Source organism: Defluviimonas aquaemixtae, from assembly GCF_900302475.1.
Taxonomy (GTDB): Bacteria; Pseudomonadota; Alphaproteobacteria; order Rhodobacterales; family Rhodobacteraceae; genus Albidovulum; species Albidovulum aquaemixtae.
In genome coordinates this window covers 1-14,262 of record NZ_OMOQ01000007.1, presented here as the reverse complement: position 1 = coordinate 14,262, position 14,262 = coordinate 1, and the positions used below count along the sequence as shown (strand labels likewise).

At 64.0% G+C, this 14,262-nt stretch carries 21 protein-coding genes, 2 tRNA genes and 1 pseudogene; 3 read left to right on the top strand and 21 right to left on the bottom strand.

What is annotated here, in order from left to right; all coding sequences use genetic code 11:
* Positions 1-46: 46 nt before the first annotated feature.
* Positions 47-925, bottom strand: a complete 879-nt coding sequence (locus tag DEA8626_RS19915; RefSeq protein ID WP_108854998.1) for a DUF305 domain-containing protein — start codon at positions 923-925, stop codon at positions 47-49.
* Positions 926-1,051: 126 nt separating this feature from the next.
* Here DEA8626_RS19915 and DEA8626_RS19910 point away from each other — a divergent pair.
* Together DEA8626_RS19910 and DEA8626_RS19905 are read left to right on the top strand one after the other, a co-directional pair.
* A pseudogene (locus tag DEA8626_RS19910) lies at positions 1,052-1,451 on the top strand (MerR family DNA-binding protein).
* The gene (locus DEA8626_RS19905) at positions 1,451-1,858 is read left to right on the top strand and encodes a c-type cytochrome (protein ID WP_108854997.1); all 408 of its coding nucleotides are present in this window, start codon (positions 1,451-1,453) and stop codon (positions 1,856-1,858) included. The pseudogene DEA8626_RS19910 and the gene DEA8626_RS19905 overlap by 1 nt, the downstream one beginning before the upstream one ends.
* Before the next feature lie 71 nt (positions 1,859-1,929).
* On the opposite strand, the gene DEA8626_RS19900 is transcribed toward DEA8626_RS19905, so the two are convergent.
* The 17 genes from DEA8626_RS19900 to DEA8626_RS21205 form a co-directional block, all read right to left on the bottom strand.
* On the bottom strand, positions 1,930-2,121 hold the full coding sequence (locus DEA8626_RS19900) for a hypothetical protein (RefSeq protein WP_108854996.1): 192 nt from the start codon (positions 2,119-2,121) through the stop codon (positions 1,930-1,932).
* A tRNA-Phe gene (locus tag DEA8626_RS19895) sits at positions 2,089-2,164 on the bottom strand. The genes DEA8626_RS19900 and DEA8626_RS19895 overlap by 33 nt, the downstream gene beginning before the upstream one ends.
* A 90-nt stretch (positions 2,165-2,254) precedes the next feature.
* The gene (locus tag DEA8626_RS19890) at positions 2,255-2,431 is read right to left on the bottom strand and encodes a DNA gyrase inhibitor YacG (protein ID WP_108854995.1); all 177 of its coding nucleotides are present in this window, start codon (positions 2,429-2,431) and stop codon (positions 2,255-2,257) included.
* A complete protein-coding gene (locus DEA8626_RS19885) occupies positions 2,428-3,477 on the bottom strand; it encodes a ribonuclease E/G (RefSeq protein WP_108854994.1) in 1,050 nt (349 codons plus the stop codon). Before DEA8626_RS19885 ends, DEA8626_RS19890 begins: the two co-directional genes overlap by 4 nt.
* Positions 3,474-4,058: a Maf family protein gene (locus DEA8626_RS19880; protein ID WP_108854993.1), complete on the bottom strand. Its 585-nt coding sequence runs from the start codon at positions 4,056-4,058 to the stop codon at positions 3,474-3,476. The genes DEA8626_RS19885 and DEA8626_RS19880 overlap by 4 nt, the downstream gene beginning before the upstream one ends.
* A 1-nt stretch (position 4,059) precedes the next feature.
* Positions 4,060-4,278, bottom strand: a complete 219-nt coding sequence (gene infA, locus DEA8626_RS19875; protein WP_105513450.1) for a translation initiation factor IF-1 — start codon at positions 4,276-4,278, stop codon at positions 4,060-4,062.
* A gap of 69 nt (positions 4,279-4,347) precedes the next feature.
* Positions 4,348-5,253, bottom strand: coding sequence for a carbon-nitrogen hydrolase family protein (locus DEA8626_RS19870; RefSeq protein WP_108854992.1), 906 nt, complete (start codon positions 5,251-5,253; stop codon positions 4,348-4,350).
* Positions 5,254-5,354: 101 nt separating this feature from the next.
* Entirely contained in the window at positions 5,355-5,942 is a 588-nt protein-coding gene (locus DEA8626_RS19865) for a GNAT family N-acetyltransferase (RefSeq protein WP_108854991.1), read from the bottom strand.
* A complete protein-coding gene (locus DEA8626_RS19860) occupies positions 5,939-6,337 on the bottom strand; it encodes a ketosteroid isomerase-related protein (RefSeq protein ID WP_108854990.1) in 399 nt (132 codons plus the stop codon). The genes DEA8626_RS19865 and DEA8626_RS19860 overlap by 4 nt, the downstream gene beginning before the upstream one ends.
* Before the next feature lie 109 nt (positions 6,338-6,446).
* Positions 6,447-6,908 (bottom strand): arsenate-mycothiol transferase ArsC, encoded by a 462-nt coding sequence (locus DEA8626_RS19855; protein ID WP_108854989.1) that lies wholly within the window; start codon positions 6,906-6,908, stop codon positions 6,447-6,449.
* 2 nt (positions 6,909-6,910) lie between these two features.
* Positions 6,911-7,390, bottom strand: coding sequence for a UPF0262 family protein (locus DEA8626_RS19850; RefSeq protein WP_108854988.1), 480 nt, complete (start codon positions 7,388-7,390; stop codon positions 6,911-6,913).
* A gap of 101 nt (positions 7,391-7,491) precedes the next feature.
* Positions 7,492-8,844, bottom strand: a complete 1,353-nt coding sequence (locus DEA8626_RS19845) for an MFS transporter (RefSeq protein ID WP_108854987.1) — start codon at positions 8,842-8,844, stop codon at positions 7,492-7,494.
* 55 nt (positions 8,845-8,899) lie between these two features.
* Complete coding sequence (gene hisD, locus DEA8626_RS19840) at positions 8,900-10,201, bottom strand: histidinol dehydrogenase (protein WP_108854986.1); 1,302 nt, start codon at positions 10,199-10,201, stop codon at positions 8,900-8,902.
* Positions 10,202-10,398: 197 nt separating this feature from the next.
* Positions 10,399-10,881 carry a GNAT family N-acetyltransferase gene (locus tag DEA8626_RS19835; RefSeq protein ID WP_181366558.1) on the bottom strand — a complete coding sequence of 161 codons (483 nt, stop codon included), beginning with the start codon at positions 10,879-10,881 and terminating at the stop codon, positions 10,399-10,401.
* Complete coding sequence (locus DEA8626_RS19830) at positions 10,878-11,357, bottom strand: DUF2948 family protein (protein ID WP_108855040.1); 480 nt, start codon at positions 11,355-11,357, stop codon at positions 10,878-10,880. The genes DEA8626_RS19835 and DEA8626_RS19830 overlap by 4 nt, the downstream gene beginning before the upstream one ends.
* Complete coding sequence (murA, locus tag DEA8626_RS19825; RefSeq protein WP_108854985.1) at positions 11,357-12,625, bottom strand: UDP-N-acetylglucosamine 1-carboxyvinyltransferase; 1,269 nt, start codon at positions 12,623-12,625, stop codon at positions 11,357-11,359. Before murA ends, DEA8626_RS19830 begins: the two co-directional genes overlap by 1 nt.
* A 7-nt stretch (positions 12,626-12,632) precedes the next feature.
* The gene (locus DEA8626_RS21205; RefSeq protein WP_181366556.1) at positions 12,633-12,785 is read right to left on the bottom strand and encodes a hypothetical protein; all 153 of its coding nucleotides are present in this window, start codon (positions 12,783-12,785) and stop codon (positions 12,633-12,635) included.
* Between the two features lie 89 nt (positions 12,786-12,874).
* Here DEA8626_RS21205 and DEA8626_RS19820 point away from each other — a divergent pair.
* Positions 12,875-12,949 (top strand) — tRNA-Thr (locus tag DEA8626_RS19820).
* Positions 12,950-13,045: 96 nt separating this feature from the next.
* On the opposite strand, the gene DEA8626_RS21200 is transcribed toward DEA8626_RS19820, so the two are convergent.
* The 3 genes from DEA8626_RS21200 to DEA8626_RS21675 form a co-directional block, all read right to left on the bottom strand.
* The gene (locus DEA8626_RS21200) at positions 13,046-13,213 is read right to left on the bottom strand and encodes a hypothetical protein (RefSeq protein WP_181366554.1); all 168 of its coding nucleotides are present in this window, start codon (positions 13,211-13,213) and stop codon (positions 13,046-13,048) included.
* A 450-nt stretch (positions 13,214-13,663) separates the two neighbouring features.
* The gene (locus DEA8626_RS19815; protein WP_108854984.1) at positions 13,664-14,098 is read right to left on the bottom strand and encodes a hypothetical protein; all 435 of its coding nucleotides are present in this window, start codon (positions 14,096-14,098) and stop codon (positions 13,664-13,666) included.
* A 74-nt stretch (positions 14,099-14,172) separates the two neighbouring features.
* A partial coding sequence (locus tag DEA8626_RS21675) for a DUF481 domain-containing protein (RefSeq protein WP_146188880.1) occupies positions 14,173-14,262 on the bottom strand: 90 nt, incomplete at its 5' end.

Sequence of the window (14,262 nt, the reverse complement as noted above, 5' to 3'; positions counted from 1 at the left end):
TTACTGGAAGGTCAAGAGGGATTCGACGCGCGCCTCGTTGCCGTCATCACCCACAACCGTAATAGCCAGCATATCCGGCTGTAAGACCTTGATTAATTTTAAGAACCAGATCCGCTTCCACATGCCTGGCTCCTACATTCGCAGCAAGTTCGGCGCCACGCCGCCCGCTCAGATTCATAGCAATCCCAGGCGCCGTGAACGCACGAGCGGCGATGACAGACGACTCATCCGCGGAGAGCCTGACCAAATCGCCGCTGATCTTCACGGCGGCGACGGGACCGTCATCCGACGCGCCGACTGCGAGCACCGGCGGGCTGTCTTCGGTGTACGTGAACGTGCAGGCAGCGCCGTCCGGGAAGAGAACGCCGATTTCCTCGCCCGACATGAATTCCGGATCGAGAGGCGCAACATTCGCCGTCGCGAGGGCCGCTTCCAGCGTCATGATCGAAGCGGGTTCGGAAGGCACTGTCGTCTCGGCCCCCGACCGGCCTATATCGGCGATGAGATACCGCATTTCGGCGATTTCCTTGTCTTGGGCGTAGATGATCTCGTCCGCCAGCTTGCGGACACGCGGATCTGATATGTTGGCGCGGGAAGACGTCATGATCGCGATGGAGTGGTGCGGGATCATCGCGCGCATGAAGGACCGGTCTTCGATTGTGGCTTGGCTTCGGACTAGCCACAAAGACCCGGCGAAGACGATTGCCGCGCCGACGAAGATGGCCGCGTTCGCCATCCGGTTCTTGTACATGGACAGCATGAAGCCAAGCATGACGACCGCCATGGCCGCCCCCATGAATAGTGCCATGTAGGCGCGCGTTTCCGACCAGAAGACGTGACCTGGCAGATATGTGTTGAGATACATTAACCCCATCATCACCGTTGTCGAAGTTGCGATCATCGCAAAGAAGCGACCGTAATTCATTTTTTGCCTCCGAAAGGTATGCCCGGATGGACAATGAACTTACCGCGCTGGAAGGTTCCGACTTGCGCAAAAATGTTAACCTTCCAAATGGTGGAAGGTGCGATTTGAGCGCAGGAGGATTCGACAATGAACATCGGTGATGTGGCCGAGGCAAGCGGCTTGCCCGCCAAGACCTTGCGCTAGTACGAAGACATCGGGCTCGGACGCCCGTCCCGAGGCCACAACGGGCATCGCGCGTTCAGTGAGACGGACGTCCTCAAGCTTGCCTTCCTGTCCCGAGCGCGGTCGCTCGGTTTTTCGATCGAGGATTGCCGTTCGATGTTGGCTTTGTCCGAAGATCGCGATCGTTCGAGCGCGGACGCGAAAACATATCGCGACCGCCCACCTGGATCGGATTGCGCGGAAGATCGCAGAACCCGAGTCGCTCAAGCGCACCTTGAAAAATTTTCTCAGCCGGTGCCATGACGACGACAGGCCGGACTGCCCGATCCACGACGGATTGTCCGGCGAAACGGGCACGCGGTGATGCGCCGCAAGGGTATTCTGGGAACGGTTCTGGTTCTGGCGCTGGTCGGCGGCTGGTACGCCCTGAACCGAAACGGAGCACCACAGACGTCGCCGGCGCAGGTGGGGCTGCAAATCCCGGAGCTTGACGGTGCGGAGCAGGAAAGTGCTGCACTTTTCGCCGAGAACTGCGCAACCTGCCATGGGCTGAACGCGGCGGGGTCGGAAAATGGTCCACCGCTCGTCCACCGGATCTACGAGCCGAACCACCACGACGACATCGCCTTTCTGGTGGCCGCAAAGAACGGAGTCCGAGCCCATCACTGGCCTTTCGGAAACGTGCCGCCCGTCGAGGGCGTGACCGACGAAGGCGCGGCCCAATTCGTCGCCTACGTCCGAACGCTGCAACGCGCGAACAGCATTTGTTGAAGAGGATCGGGATGAGAAACTCGCTCAATCTGGCGAGCGACGTGGCGCTGCTGCCAATGATGTTGATGGACTCATCGGCGCGGGGCGCTTTCTTTCGAGCCAAGCATCGCGCCGACCAATGGCGCGTCGCTGAATTCCGCCTCCGTTGACATCGCCATGCCGATCACCATGATCATCTGCGCGATGCCACGAACACCGAGCTTCAACGCACACGCACAGATGAGCTGAAGTGGTGCCCAGAGCCGGAATCGAACCAGCGACACGCGGATTTTCAATCCGCTGCTCTACCAACTGAGCTATCTGGGCACCGGGGACGTTTCCGCCCGGCCCGGCACTCTTAGGCGAGGCAAGCGAGCCTGTCCAGAGGGTTTTCGCGCCCTTGCGCGCTCATGAAATTCAGTTCAGTCGAAGCTGCGGGTCTGCGGCGTCGGCCTCGTCGGGCGTGTCATCTCCCTCGGCGGGGATCGCATAGGCTCCGGTCAGCCAGCGGCCGAGGTCGACGTCGGCACAACGCTTCGAACAGAAGGGGCGGTATTTTGGATCGGTCTCTTTCTGGCAGATCGGGCAGGTCATATCTTACTTTGCTTCAGGACCGCCGCCAAAGGCAACCTGTCGCGCTTGCGCTGAAGCTCGAAGTTGCCCAAGGGGGTCCAGCCCGCAAGGCTCGTCTCCGCCGCCTCGCCGCGAAACGCGGTCCTGAGTTGCTGCTCCAGCGCGGCGCGGTCGCGTTTCGGAATTGGTGCGAAATCAACCGTAATCTGGCCGCCGAGGCCGCGCAGGCGCAATTGGCGCGGCAGGTCGCGGGCGGCGGCGATGTTCGCCTTGAGACTGGCGGCGGGCGAGGTGTCAGGGCCGGTATTCACGTCGACGGAAATCAGCGCGCATGTGGGCTCGACCGCCATGTGCGCCCCGCCTGGCAGCCGAACCTCCGGCACCAAAAGCGCATCGATCAACTCCTCCACTCCGTGGCGGGCGAAGGCGTCCGAACCCTGGGCCACCTCGTCCGGGACGGGATCGGACCAGTCGCGCCAAGCCGCCTCGTGCGGCGTGGGCGCGTCGACGAGGAATTCCGGCCCACCCGATGCGTCGGCCATGACCGTCTCGGCAAGGCCGCGCATCTGGGCGATGTCGGCGACGATGTCGTCGTCCTCGGCAAGCGCGGCGGCTGACCGGAGGATGAGTCCGTGCTCCGACCCCGCCATTCCGGCCGCCGCGAGCACTTCAAGCCGCACCCGGTCGCCGCCATCCTTGATCCGGCGCGAGATGTTCAGCCCATGCGCGGATGGCGTGACGATGCACAGGCGGCTCTTGAAGAGAAGCCGCCTCGTGACCGGCACCGCCTTGCCTTGTTCCGGATAGCCGGTCACCTGAACGAGCACCGGCTGACCGGGCGCCAGGCCCTTCGTCTCTCGCAGGTATCCCTTGGCTCCGGGCAGCTTCACGAAAACGCCGCCCTGCCCCTTCATCTGCCGGTCCGTCACGCCGCGCAGGATCGCGCCGGGGGCAAAGCCCTCCGCTTCGCCGGAATCGACGAGAAGATCCTCGAGCCGCCCGTCGACCATGAGCGCCGCCCCTTCGCGGCCGTGAAATTCGCCGAGAACGATCACCCGGCCTTTCACGCCTCAACTCCGTGAACGTCAATACCCGCCGCTTCGAGAAGATGCGCGGTCTCAGCAACCGGCAGCCCGACAACTCCGGTGAACGACCCCTGAAGCCAGGGAATGAACGCGCCGAAGCGGCCTTGGATACCGTAGGCGCCTGCCTTGCCCCTCCACTCACCGGACGCCAGATAGGCGTTCACCTCGGCGTCGGAGAGGGTCTTTACCTTGACGACGGTCTCGACCGCCCGCTCCCAAAGCCGGTCGCCGCGCCGCACTGCGACGGCGGTGATGACCCGATGGCGCCGCCCCGACAGCTTCCAGAGAAACTCCGCCGCCTCGCCCGCGCTTTCCGGCTTTCCCAGAATCCGGCGGCCGAGCGCAACGGTGGTGTCGGCGCAAAGCACGATTTCGTCCCGCCCGCAGCGCACGGCCATAGCCTTCTCGCGCGCCATGCGGGCGCAATACGGGCGCGGCAGTTCGCCGTTCAGGGGCGCTTCGTCTATGTCGGGCGCGCGTGTATCGTCGGGCGTGAGCCCCAGTTGCGCCAGAAGCTCTTTTCGGCGGGGACTCGCGGAACCGAGAACAAGGCGTGGACGCACCTTACTTGAAACGGTAATTGATCCGCCCCTTGGTCAGATCATAGGGCGTCATGGTCACCTGAACCTTGTCGCCCGCGAGGACGCGAATGCGGTTCTTCCGCATCTTTCCTGCCATCGTCGCAATGATCTCATGGCCGTTTTCCAGCTCGACCCTGAACGTCGCGTTCGGCAGGAGTTCCTTCACGACGCCCGGAAATTCGAGACCTTCTTCCTTGGCCATGGTCACTCCATAGTTGGTTCGCCCGGCTACCTCCGGGCGCGCGTTAAATGCGCCTGATAAGCTGCGAATTCAAGCGCAATCTCGGGTTTCGGCGTGCAGTCTGACCCTGGAAAGCTGCGAAATCTGTTCCGGCCAGTGCTTCAGGTTGAGAACACCGCCGTCCCTGCGGACCTCGGCGATGGCATCCCGCGAAACCTCGGCATAGACCCAACCGGGCTCGCCCAAACTGCCTTCCGCGAGAATTCCGGTCGGCGGAAATCCCCGGTCGGCCGGGCCATAGACCGATGCGACGCCCGTATTCTCCTCCATGCCGTTGCACCAGGGCGCATCGCCCACGACAGGCGCGTGGACCGCGACAAGCTGCCCTTCAAGCGCGCGGGCCATGGCGCCGACGCGCACCCGGGTGAACCCTGCGAGCGCATCCGTCGCGGAGGGAACGAGCAGGAATTCCACACCCGCCTCGGCGAGCGCGCGGCCGAGCAGCGGGAACTCGCCGTCGTAACAGATAAGAACCCCGATCCGGCCGAGGGCCGTATCGAAGACCTGAAGTCCGTCGCCCGCCACCACCTTCCAGTCCTCGCGTTCGAAGCGGGTCATCATCACCTTGTCCTGATGTCCGATAAGCCCCGCCGGCCCGAACAAACTCGCCCGGTTCACCGGCCTGTCGCCGGCATGGGGCCGGTCGAAAACGGGGCCGGAACCCGCGAGGATATGAACGCCGTAGTGCGCCGCCAGACGGGCATGCATCGCGTCCGATCCCGCCTTATGGCGGTCGACCTCATGCAGCGCGCCCTCAAGATCGCCGGCCACATCCTTGCCGCCAAGCGACGCGAGTTCCATCGCGCCGTACTCAGGAAAGACGAGAAGCTCTGCTCCTTTGCTGGCGGCGTCGGACACCCAGCGATCGAGCTTCAGCTCGTATTCCGACCAGTCGTTGAACCAGTCGAGCGGATAAGCGGCGGCGGCAACTTTCATGGTGTAACCTTCCTCGGAAGCCCAAAGAGACACGGCGGGACCGGCGCCGTCTTATCATGCAACCGCGCTCGCGCGTAGCAAGCGCCTTGCGCGATTGCGCTCTAGAGCGCCCTGATCCAGAACTGCATCGGCTTGGCGGTCTCCCTCGCCTCACCGATATCCTTCCAGCAATATTCCGCGATGGCCCCATCCAACGGAGTGTAGCCGCGCTTGCGCCAGAAGCCGTCGAGCGATCGGTAGTCGGAAGGATGGAGCGGATGATCGTCGGGCCGCACCACACGGCAGAAAGTAGAGAATTTTCGGCCCAGTGCCCTCGCATGCGCCTCGCGCGCGTCGAAGAAGGCATGGCCGAGCCCCCTGCCCCGATAGTCTGACAATAGCACCGACTCGGCGCAGTAGAAGATGTCCTTCAGCGCCAACCCCGTCGGCAGGAAAGCCGTGCCGAACTCGTCGCCGTGCTCCTCCATGGGAGTACCGGTCGAGGCGCCGACAAGGCGACCCTCGTCGAAAGCGCCGACGAGGACGGCGTTCGGACTTTCGCGATAGGTCCCGAGATAGCGCCGCTCGTAGTCGTGATCGCCATCGTAGAGATAAGGCCAATCCCGGAACACCGCGATCCTGAGCCGCGCCACGTCGTCCAGCGCAGTCTCGAGCGCCTGTCCCGAAAGGACGACAACCTTGACCGTCATGCCGAGACCTGCCGGATCCAGTCCTGCAGATTGTAGTAGGTCGTCACGCGGGTGATCTTTCCGTCCTTCAGGGAAAAGAACCCCCCGGCCGGCAGGATATATCTCTGCCCGCGAGCCTCCGGCAGGCCGGCATCGGTCTTCAGGTAGGTGCCGCTTACCGTGAACTCCGCCGCGCCGCGCGTGCCGTCCTCGTTCGAGAAGACGACCATGTCGGTCAGCTCTTCCTTGTAGGTCTCGCTCATATGGCGGCAGAATTCGGCGAAGGCCGCCTTGCCGAGCCGCGTCGCGGCCTCGTTCGCGTGATGCGCGAAGTCGTCGTGAAGCGTCGCAAGCATGGCGTCGATGTCGCCTCGGTTGAAAGCGTCGTAGTATGCTTCGATCGTCGCGCGGGTCATATGCCTCTCCTCCTGCTCCAAGGCGATTGATAGATGGAGGTTCAGGCGCTGCCCATCCTCATTGCGCTAATTTACAGCCGTGTCGCGACGACTCAAACCGGTCGCACCCTTAGTCCGCTTGGGTCGGCGGCCCGAACCGATCGATCATTCGCGCCCTGATCTGATCGCGCGTCTGGCGGTATGCGGCAAGCTTGGCCTCCCGCGCCTCGCCGATCCCGGCCGGGTCCATGACCTGCCAGTACTCGACGTCGAGATGGAAGAAGCGGGTGAACTCCAGCGCCAGCCGCTGGCTTGCCGGCGACAGCGCGACGACAAGGTCGAAACCCGACAGGTCGTCGCCCCACTGCTGCATCTCCTCGAAGCTCCGCGACCGGTGGCGCGACAGTTCAACGCCGATTTCCTGGCAGACAGCGATGGCGAATCCATCGATCTCCAGGTCGTTGTGGACGCCTGCGGACTGCACGTAGCACGCATGACCGTAGAACTTCTTCATCATGCCTTCGGCCATCGGCGACCGTATGGCGTTGTGGTCACAGCAGAAGAGCACCGACTGGGGCAGCGGGCGGGTCAAGCTCAGCCCCCGAAATGCAGAACGCAGATCAACGTGAAAAGCCTGCGAGCTGTATCGATATCGAGTTCGGCCTTGCCCTCGAGCCGTTCCTGCAGAACACGCGCGCCCTCGTTGTGTATGCCGCGCCTGGCCATGTCGATGGCTTCGATCTGGCTGGGTGGCAGCCGCTTGACTGCCTCGAAATAGCTCTCGCAGATCTGGAAGTAATCTTTCACGACCTGCCGGAAAGGCCCGAGCGACAAGTGAATCTCGGACATCTTCTGCGCGTCCTCGGTCGCGACTTCGAAGACGAGCCGTTTTTCGCGGATGGACAGAGAGAGACGGAAAGGTCCTTCGGGCGGTGCGGCACCGTCCTTCGGCGGCAGCGCGAAGGAGTTGTCCTCGAGAAGGTCGAAGATCGCGACCTTCCGCTCTTGCTCAACTTCGGGTGTTGGCGCGGGCAGACCCGAACTGTCGATTTCAATATGGCTGATGCGGCTCATCGCCTTCGATCCCTGCCTCCGACAGTGTCGCGCTTAGCCCATGACGCGCCGGTTCACAACATCGCCAGTCCAACTGACTGCGATTACCCTGCGGCTCGTCCTCAGTTCGACTGGTCGCTGACTTTGCCGGATGTCGCGCGGGCGGCGAAGACCGCGACGACGGACGCGAACACGATAACTACCGCCGCGCAGGCGAACACCCAGGCGCCTATGCGCACGTAAGCGACACCCCCGGCCAGGAGCCCGGCCACGCTTGCAATGGCACCTGCGCTGCCAGCGAACCCCTGCACAGCCCCCTGAAGTCGCTTCCCGGCGGACCGTGACAGCGCCGACATGAATGTCGGCCACATGAGACCGTTGCCAAGCGCGATCAGCGCGGCGCCGAGATAGATCACCGGCCGTTCGGTCGCAGTCAGCGCGCCGAATCCCAGCGCCATGATCACGCCCCCTCCGGTCATGAGCACGCGCTCGGAAAATCGCGCCGCCGCCCAGGACAGGATCGGCCCCTGGACCACAACCATCATCAGACTGAGGACCGCGAAATAGGTGCCGATATCGACGACCGTCCAGGAAAGCGCCGCGACGGCATGGACTGGAAACGCCGCATAGAAAAAGCTGAATCCCAGCATGACGAGGAAATTGATCGACATAAGGGCGCGCATATGCGGCAAATCCAGGATCGCCCGCACGCCGCCCGGCCGTTCGCAATCCACCTGGTAGCCCGGCTTCAACTCATTGCCATAGAGGTCGCAGGCGCTCGGCGCGGCAAGTTTCGCGTCGATCGGGGCAACTGCCACATCGCGCAGCCCGAACATGATAAGCACCAGCGCGAGCGCAGAGATTGCAAAGGCCGACAGGACTGGCAAGACCTCGCCCAGCACCGTCGCCCCGAGTATGCCCGCCAGCGCCGGTCCCACGATGAAGCCGAGATTGGTCGACACGGCCATACGGCCGAAATTGCGGCTGCGGTCCTTGTCGGTGGTGACGTCGGCAAGGTAGGCGTTCGCGACCGAGACATTGCCGCCCGTCAAGCCGTCGGTCGCCCGCGCGAGGAAGAGAACCAGCAGTGGCAGCGTGAGCGCGAACTCGCCCAGATACCCGTGTGATATGCGCGCGATCTCATGCGCGGGAAGCGCAAACGCGGCGAGGAACATGCCCCACGAAACGAGCGTTCCGAGTTGGCTGAGAATGAGGACCTTGCGCCGTCCTACGCGGTCGGACAGGCGTCCCAGAATCGGCGCGCCAAAAAGCTGGAACACGGAATAGGTGGCCGCCAGAACAGCGTATATTACTGCGTTTCCGCCCCACTTGGTCACGAGAACCACGAGGAACGGCGTGACGATGCTGAAGCCGAGCGTCCCGACGAAAGTGATCGCCAGGAGCGGAGTCAGAGTGGAGTCGCGTCTCGCCGCCGTGACCGGTCCCTCCCTCGGTGCGGGCGATCCGTCGCTCATAGCACGAAACCGTCGCCCGCCGGAACCAGCCTACGGGCCGAGGCGCAGTTGGGATCTAGCGGTTCAGCCGGTCGAGCCGGGCACGCACCGACAGGCCATGCGCTTCGAGGCTTTCCGATGTAGCCAGCCGCTCCGCCGACGGCCCGATCGCCGCGAGCGCCTCGGGTGACATTTTCGCGACCGTGGTCCGCTTGAGGAAATCGAGCACCGACAATCCGCTCGAGAACCGCGCCGACCGCGCCGTCGGCAGCACGTGGTTCGGCCCGCCCACATAGTCGCCGATGGCCTCGGGCGTCCAGCGCCCGAGGAACAGCGCACCGGCATGGGTGATCTTCTCGGCCAGCGTGTCCGGATCAGCGACGCACAGCTCCAAATGCTCCGGCGCGACGCGGTTCGAGAGCGCCACCGCCTCGTCCAGATCGCGCGTCACGATCACGGCGCCGTAGTCGCGCCAGCTCGCCCCGGCGATGGCGCGGCGCCCCAAGGTCCGCAGCCGCGCGTCGACCGCCGCGGCGACCGCCTGCCCAAAACCCGCATCATTGGTGACGAGGATCGCCTGCGCGCTCTCGTCATGCTCCGCTTGGCTCATCAGATCGAGCGCGATCCAGTCGGGATCGTTATCCCTGTCCGCGATCACCAGGATCTCCGACGGTCCCGCGATCATGTCGATGCCGACCCGCCCGAAGACGCGCCGTTTGGCGGCCGCCACATAGGCGTTCCCTGGCCCGGTGATCTTGTCCACCGGCCTGATCGTCTCGGTCCCATAGGCCAGCGCGGCGATCGCCTGAGCGCCTCCGATCCGGTACAACGTATCGACGCCAGCGAGATTCGCGGCCAGAAGCACCAGCGGATTGACCGCGCCTCCCGGCGTCGGGCAGCAGACCGCCAGCCGCTGCACGCCGGCCACCTTGGCCGGGATCGCATTCATCAGAACCGAGGACGGATAGGAAGCGAGCCCGCCGGGCACGTAGAGCCCTGCCGACGAAACCGGGCTCCAGCGCCAGCCAAGCTCCGCCCCCACCGCATCCGTCCAGCGCGCGTCCTCGGGCATCTGGCGCTCGTGATAGGCGCGGATGCGGCCCGCCGCGAGCTCCAGCGCCTCACGTTCCTCCGCCGGCACCTTTGCGATTTGCTCCTCGATCTCTCCCTCGGAAAAGGTGAGTGTCCCCGGCGTCAGTTCCAGCCGGTCGAACTGGGCGGTCAACTCGAGAACGGCCGCATCTCCCCGCGCCCGCACATCCGCGATGATCGCGGCCACCGCCGCATCTACATCCGGCGCATCTTCGCGCTTGGTCGAGAGGAGTTCCGCGAATGCAGGCTCGAACGTTTCATCTGCGGTAGAAAGAAATACAGGCATCTAAATCTCCCGGCGACGCGCTCCCCATACAGCCGCCGCGCGCGCGCCTCAAGCATTGCCGACGCAGCCGTGCCGAGACGTCACCCGGCGATCACAATCGACCATCTTCTTCATAGTCTAAATACCTTCGGGGGAATCCGCGCGTCAGTGCGGATGGAGGCGGCGCCCCCCTCGGACCGTGCCACCTGCGGCGACCGTCAGGTCAGTGCCCGCCACATGCTGATCTCGCAAGCTCCGCGGGACGGGCTGGGTCGGTCCGGTCCCAACACTTCCGCGAAGCCTGCCCGCGCATAGGCCGCACGCGCCGCTGCATTGGCCGCCCCCACCTCCAGCCACATTTCGCGCATGCCCGCCCGGCGGGCAGCCGCCATCGCCACGTCCATGAGCGCCCGCCCGACACCCCGCTGACGCATGACCGGTGATACGAAGACACCCTCAACCCAGGCCCGGGTCGGGAAGACCGGGTCGCGGTCCCGCGTCCACGTGATCGAGCCCACCGGCCGTTCGCCCTCGAAGGCAAGGAAGATTGGATTGTCGGCGATCTGAGCCGCGAAATCCTCGATCGGCCGGGTTTCCCAGTCTGCGAGCTGCGCCGAGAAGGCCAATGGCGCCGTCGCCAGCGCCTCGAGCCGGATCGCCCGCCACAGCGCCGCGTCGCCGGGCCCGAGCCGGCGGATCATTCCGGGTGAACCGGCGCCTTGTGCGACGGTGCGACATAGGGCCGTGTCACGTCCTTCAGCGTGACGTCGAGGCATTCAACCTCGGCTGCGATCGCACCGTCGCCGGCCAAAACGATTTCGACTCGCCCGGCCGGCGCCTCTCCCGGCTTCCACGTGATCGAGAGGATCGACAGGATAGCGTCCGCATCGCGCCGGTCGATACCCTGCGAGGCGACCTTCATCACGCCATCGAGCACCAGGAGCGACCGCACCCGCTCATAGGGCCGTCCGCGCGCTTCCGCCGCCTCGACATCCTCCCAGCGGAACCGATTGACGAGAAAGGCAAGCCTGCGCGCCTGAGGCTGCCAGGTCATGTCCACGGCCGACAGCACCGCGTCCTGGACGAGCGCGGAGATTACGGGCAAGTCCTCGGCCGCCTCGGCCTTCAAATAGACCGCGCGCCCACCCGCATCCTCGAACCGTGCGTCCTCGACCATCATTCGCCTTTCACACGCTCAATCTTCGCGCCGCAGGCACCGAGCTTCTCCTCGACGCGCTCGTATCCTCGATCAAGGTGGTAGACCCGGCTCACCATCGTCTCGCCTTCTGCACCGAGCCCGGCGAGGATCAGCGAGACCGACGCGCGCAGGTCCGTCGCCATGACCGGCGCGCCTTTCAGCCGCTCGACCCCGGTCACCGTCGCATGGCCACCGTGGACATCGATATCCGCCCCCATCCGCATCAATTCCGGCGCGTGCATGAAGCGGTTCTCGAAGATCGTCTCTTCCAGAACGCTCGTTCCTTTCGCCGTCGCCAGAAGAGCCATCATCTGCGCTTGGAGATCGGTCGGAAATCCGGGGAAGATCTCGGTCTTCACGTCCACGGCATTCGCCCGCCCGTTCGACCGCGCGACCTTCACGCCGCCGTTCGTGGGCGTCACGACAATGCCCGCCTCGTCGAGCTTTTCACAAAACGCCGGCAGCAGTTCCATGCTGCCACCCAAAAGCTCGACCTCGCCGCCCGCGATGGCCGGGGCGATCATGTAGGTGCCAAGCTCGATCCGGTCGGCCACGACCTGGTGCGTGGCGCCGTGCAGCCGGTCGACGCCCTCGATCGTGATCGTGTCCGTACCCTCGCCTTCGATCCGCGCTCCCATCGCGCGGAGGCACTTCACAAGATCTACGATCTCCGGCTCGCGCGCGGCGTTCTTCAACACCGTCGTGCCACGGGCGAGCGTCGCGGCCATGACCACGTTCTCGGTCGCGCCGACCGACGCGAAGCGCTGTTCGATCACCGCACCCTTCAGGCCACGCGGCGCAGCCGCATGGAGATAGCCGTCCTTCAGTTGGATCTCCGCACCCAGGGCTTCGAGCCCGTCGATGTGGATGTCCATCGGCCGCGCCCCGATCGCGCAGCCGCCCGGCAACGACACGACCGCCCGCCCCTCGCGCGCGAGAAGCGGCCCGAGAACGAGATTCGAGGCGCGCATCTTGCGCACGATATCGTAGTCGGCGGTCACGTTGTTCAGATCGTGCGAGGACATCGCGAGCACCTGTCCGCCCTGAAGCGCTGTCACCTCGGCACCGAGCGACTGTAGGAGATGCGTCATCGTGTTGATGTCCGACAACCGGGGCGCGTTCGTCAACGTCAGCGGCTCGTCGCTCAGAAGCGTTGCCGGCATGAGCGCGAGACAGGCATTCTTTGCGCCAGCGATCGGGATCGTACCTTTGAGCTCGGTCCCGCCCGTCACGATGATCGAATCCATGCCTGCCTCAGCTTTCCTTGTCGTCCCCGGCGGCCTTGGCGCTGCGCGCAATCGCCTGTGCCTTGCGGCGCGCAATATTGGCCTTGAGCGCTGCCTTCAACCGCGCTTCGCGCGTCTCTCCATCCGCCCCAGCTCGCTTTTTCGGGGGTTTTTTGTCCATGTCGCCCTCTCTACAGTGGAAGGACGGAAGCGTCCAGATTGCCCTTGCGCGGCCGGGCGTTTCCGTCTAACACCCGCCGCGTGAAATCGGCTGCCGTAGCTCAGGGGTAGAGCACTCCCTTGGTAAGGGAGAGGCCGAGAGTTCAAATCTCTCCGGCAGCACCATTAAAATCAAAGACTTAGTGGGAATTCTGGACGAGTCGAATGCGGCTTCCGTCGCGTTTCGGTGCGGAAACAGCGTGGAAACGCACCAGGAGTGTTTCAGTTGGAACAAGGGGCTCCCGGCTCGGTACAGAACAGGGCGCCCATGCGGATCTCAGGTTTGAAGTCTCCGGAAACCGACAGGATGATGTGGTGCTTTTCGGCCAACTGCTGCAACTCGAAGCCGTCGATCCTGTCCGTCGTCCAGAGTTCGCATATTTGCGGCATGTACTCCCCGCGATCGCCGAGATCGTCTGGGCCTTTCGGAGGGCATCGACCGCATCAATCGCATCGCCGATTGTTGCAGGATTCGCTACTTTGGCCGCGCGCTCCTCGGTATGAACCGTCAGGCGCTTCGGGATCGTCAGCCCCTCCAGTCCAGCGGGACCACTTGGCCGGATCTCTTGCTCCAAGCATTCTGCGTGTTTATTCTCAGCCTCCCGGCGGGCGTCCGTGGCGGTCGAGATGCGGGTCGATCCGCCCGGGACTTGCCAGATGCATTCGACCCTCGACTCCCCTGTCGCACCAGTGGGGACGCACAAATTCGGCCCGGCGGGGCGTGGAATGATCAGCTCCTGAGTTCGCCTTCGCCAAGGGATTGTGCACTCCGAATTCAGAGAGCTGCACTTGCTCTGTTGGCGACTGTTCTGAAGGGTCACGCCAAGCGCCCTTCCCCCGTCAGCTCGGCATGCTCACGCCACGACCGGAAATCATTCCCAGCTGCGCACAGAGCTTCAGAACCGTCCAATAGCCTTGTCGCACCGCAGTTTCGCGCTCCTCTCCCGACGGAAAGGGCAAATGAAGTGTTCGATCCACAGGGCCGATCTGCTCAACCAGTTTTTCATCGATTGATGTCACGTCAAGGGCGTCCAGTGTGATCAGCACAAGCGAACCACGCAGCCGCGACAGGCTCGGCAGTTCCAAAAGCCGGCCGTAGATGTCGCGCGCGATCGGGGAGTATCCGGCCACGACTGCTGTAGGTCCGGGTCGAATGCCGCCAACTCTTAATCCAAATGGACGGCCATCGCGTACATCGCTGAGAACCTCCACGTAACCGCGATCGGCATACTGATCGGCCAGTTCACCGAGATTGGAAATCTCCGTGGCCATCATCTGATTTTTCCTCAGTTGAAGAAAAAGGGGCGGGTTTCACCGCCCCAGTCATGATCAAACGAGGGGTCCGCTCTTTAGTTGAAGCTGTAGACCAGCGACACGTTGAGCGTGTTATCGGTGCTCTTCAGGCCCGGCAGCGGATCGGTGTCGTATTCGGTCCGGTA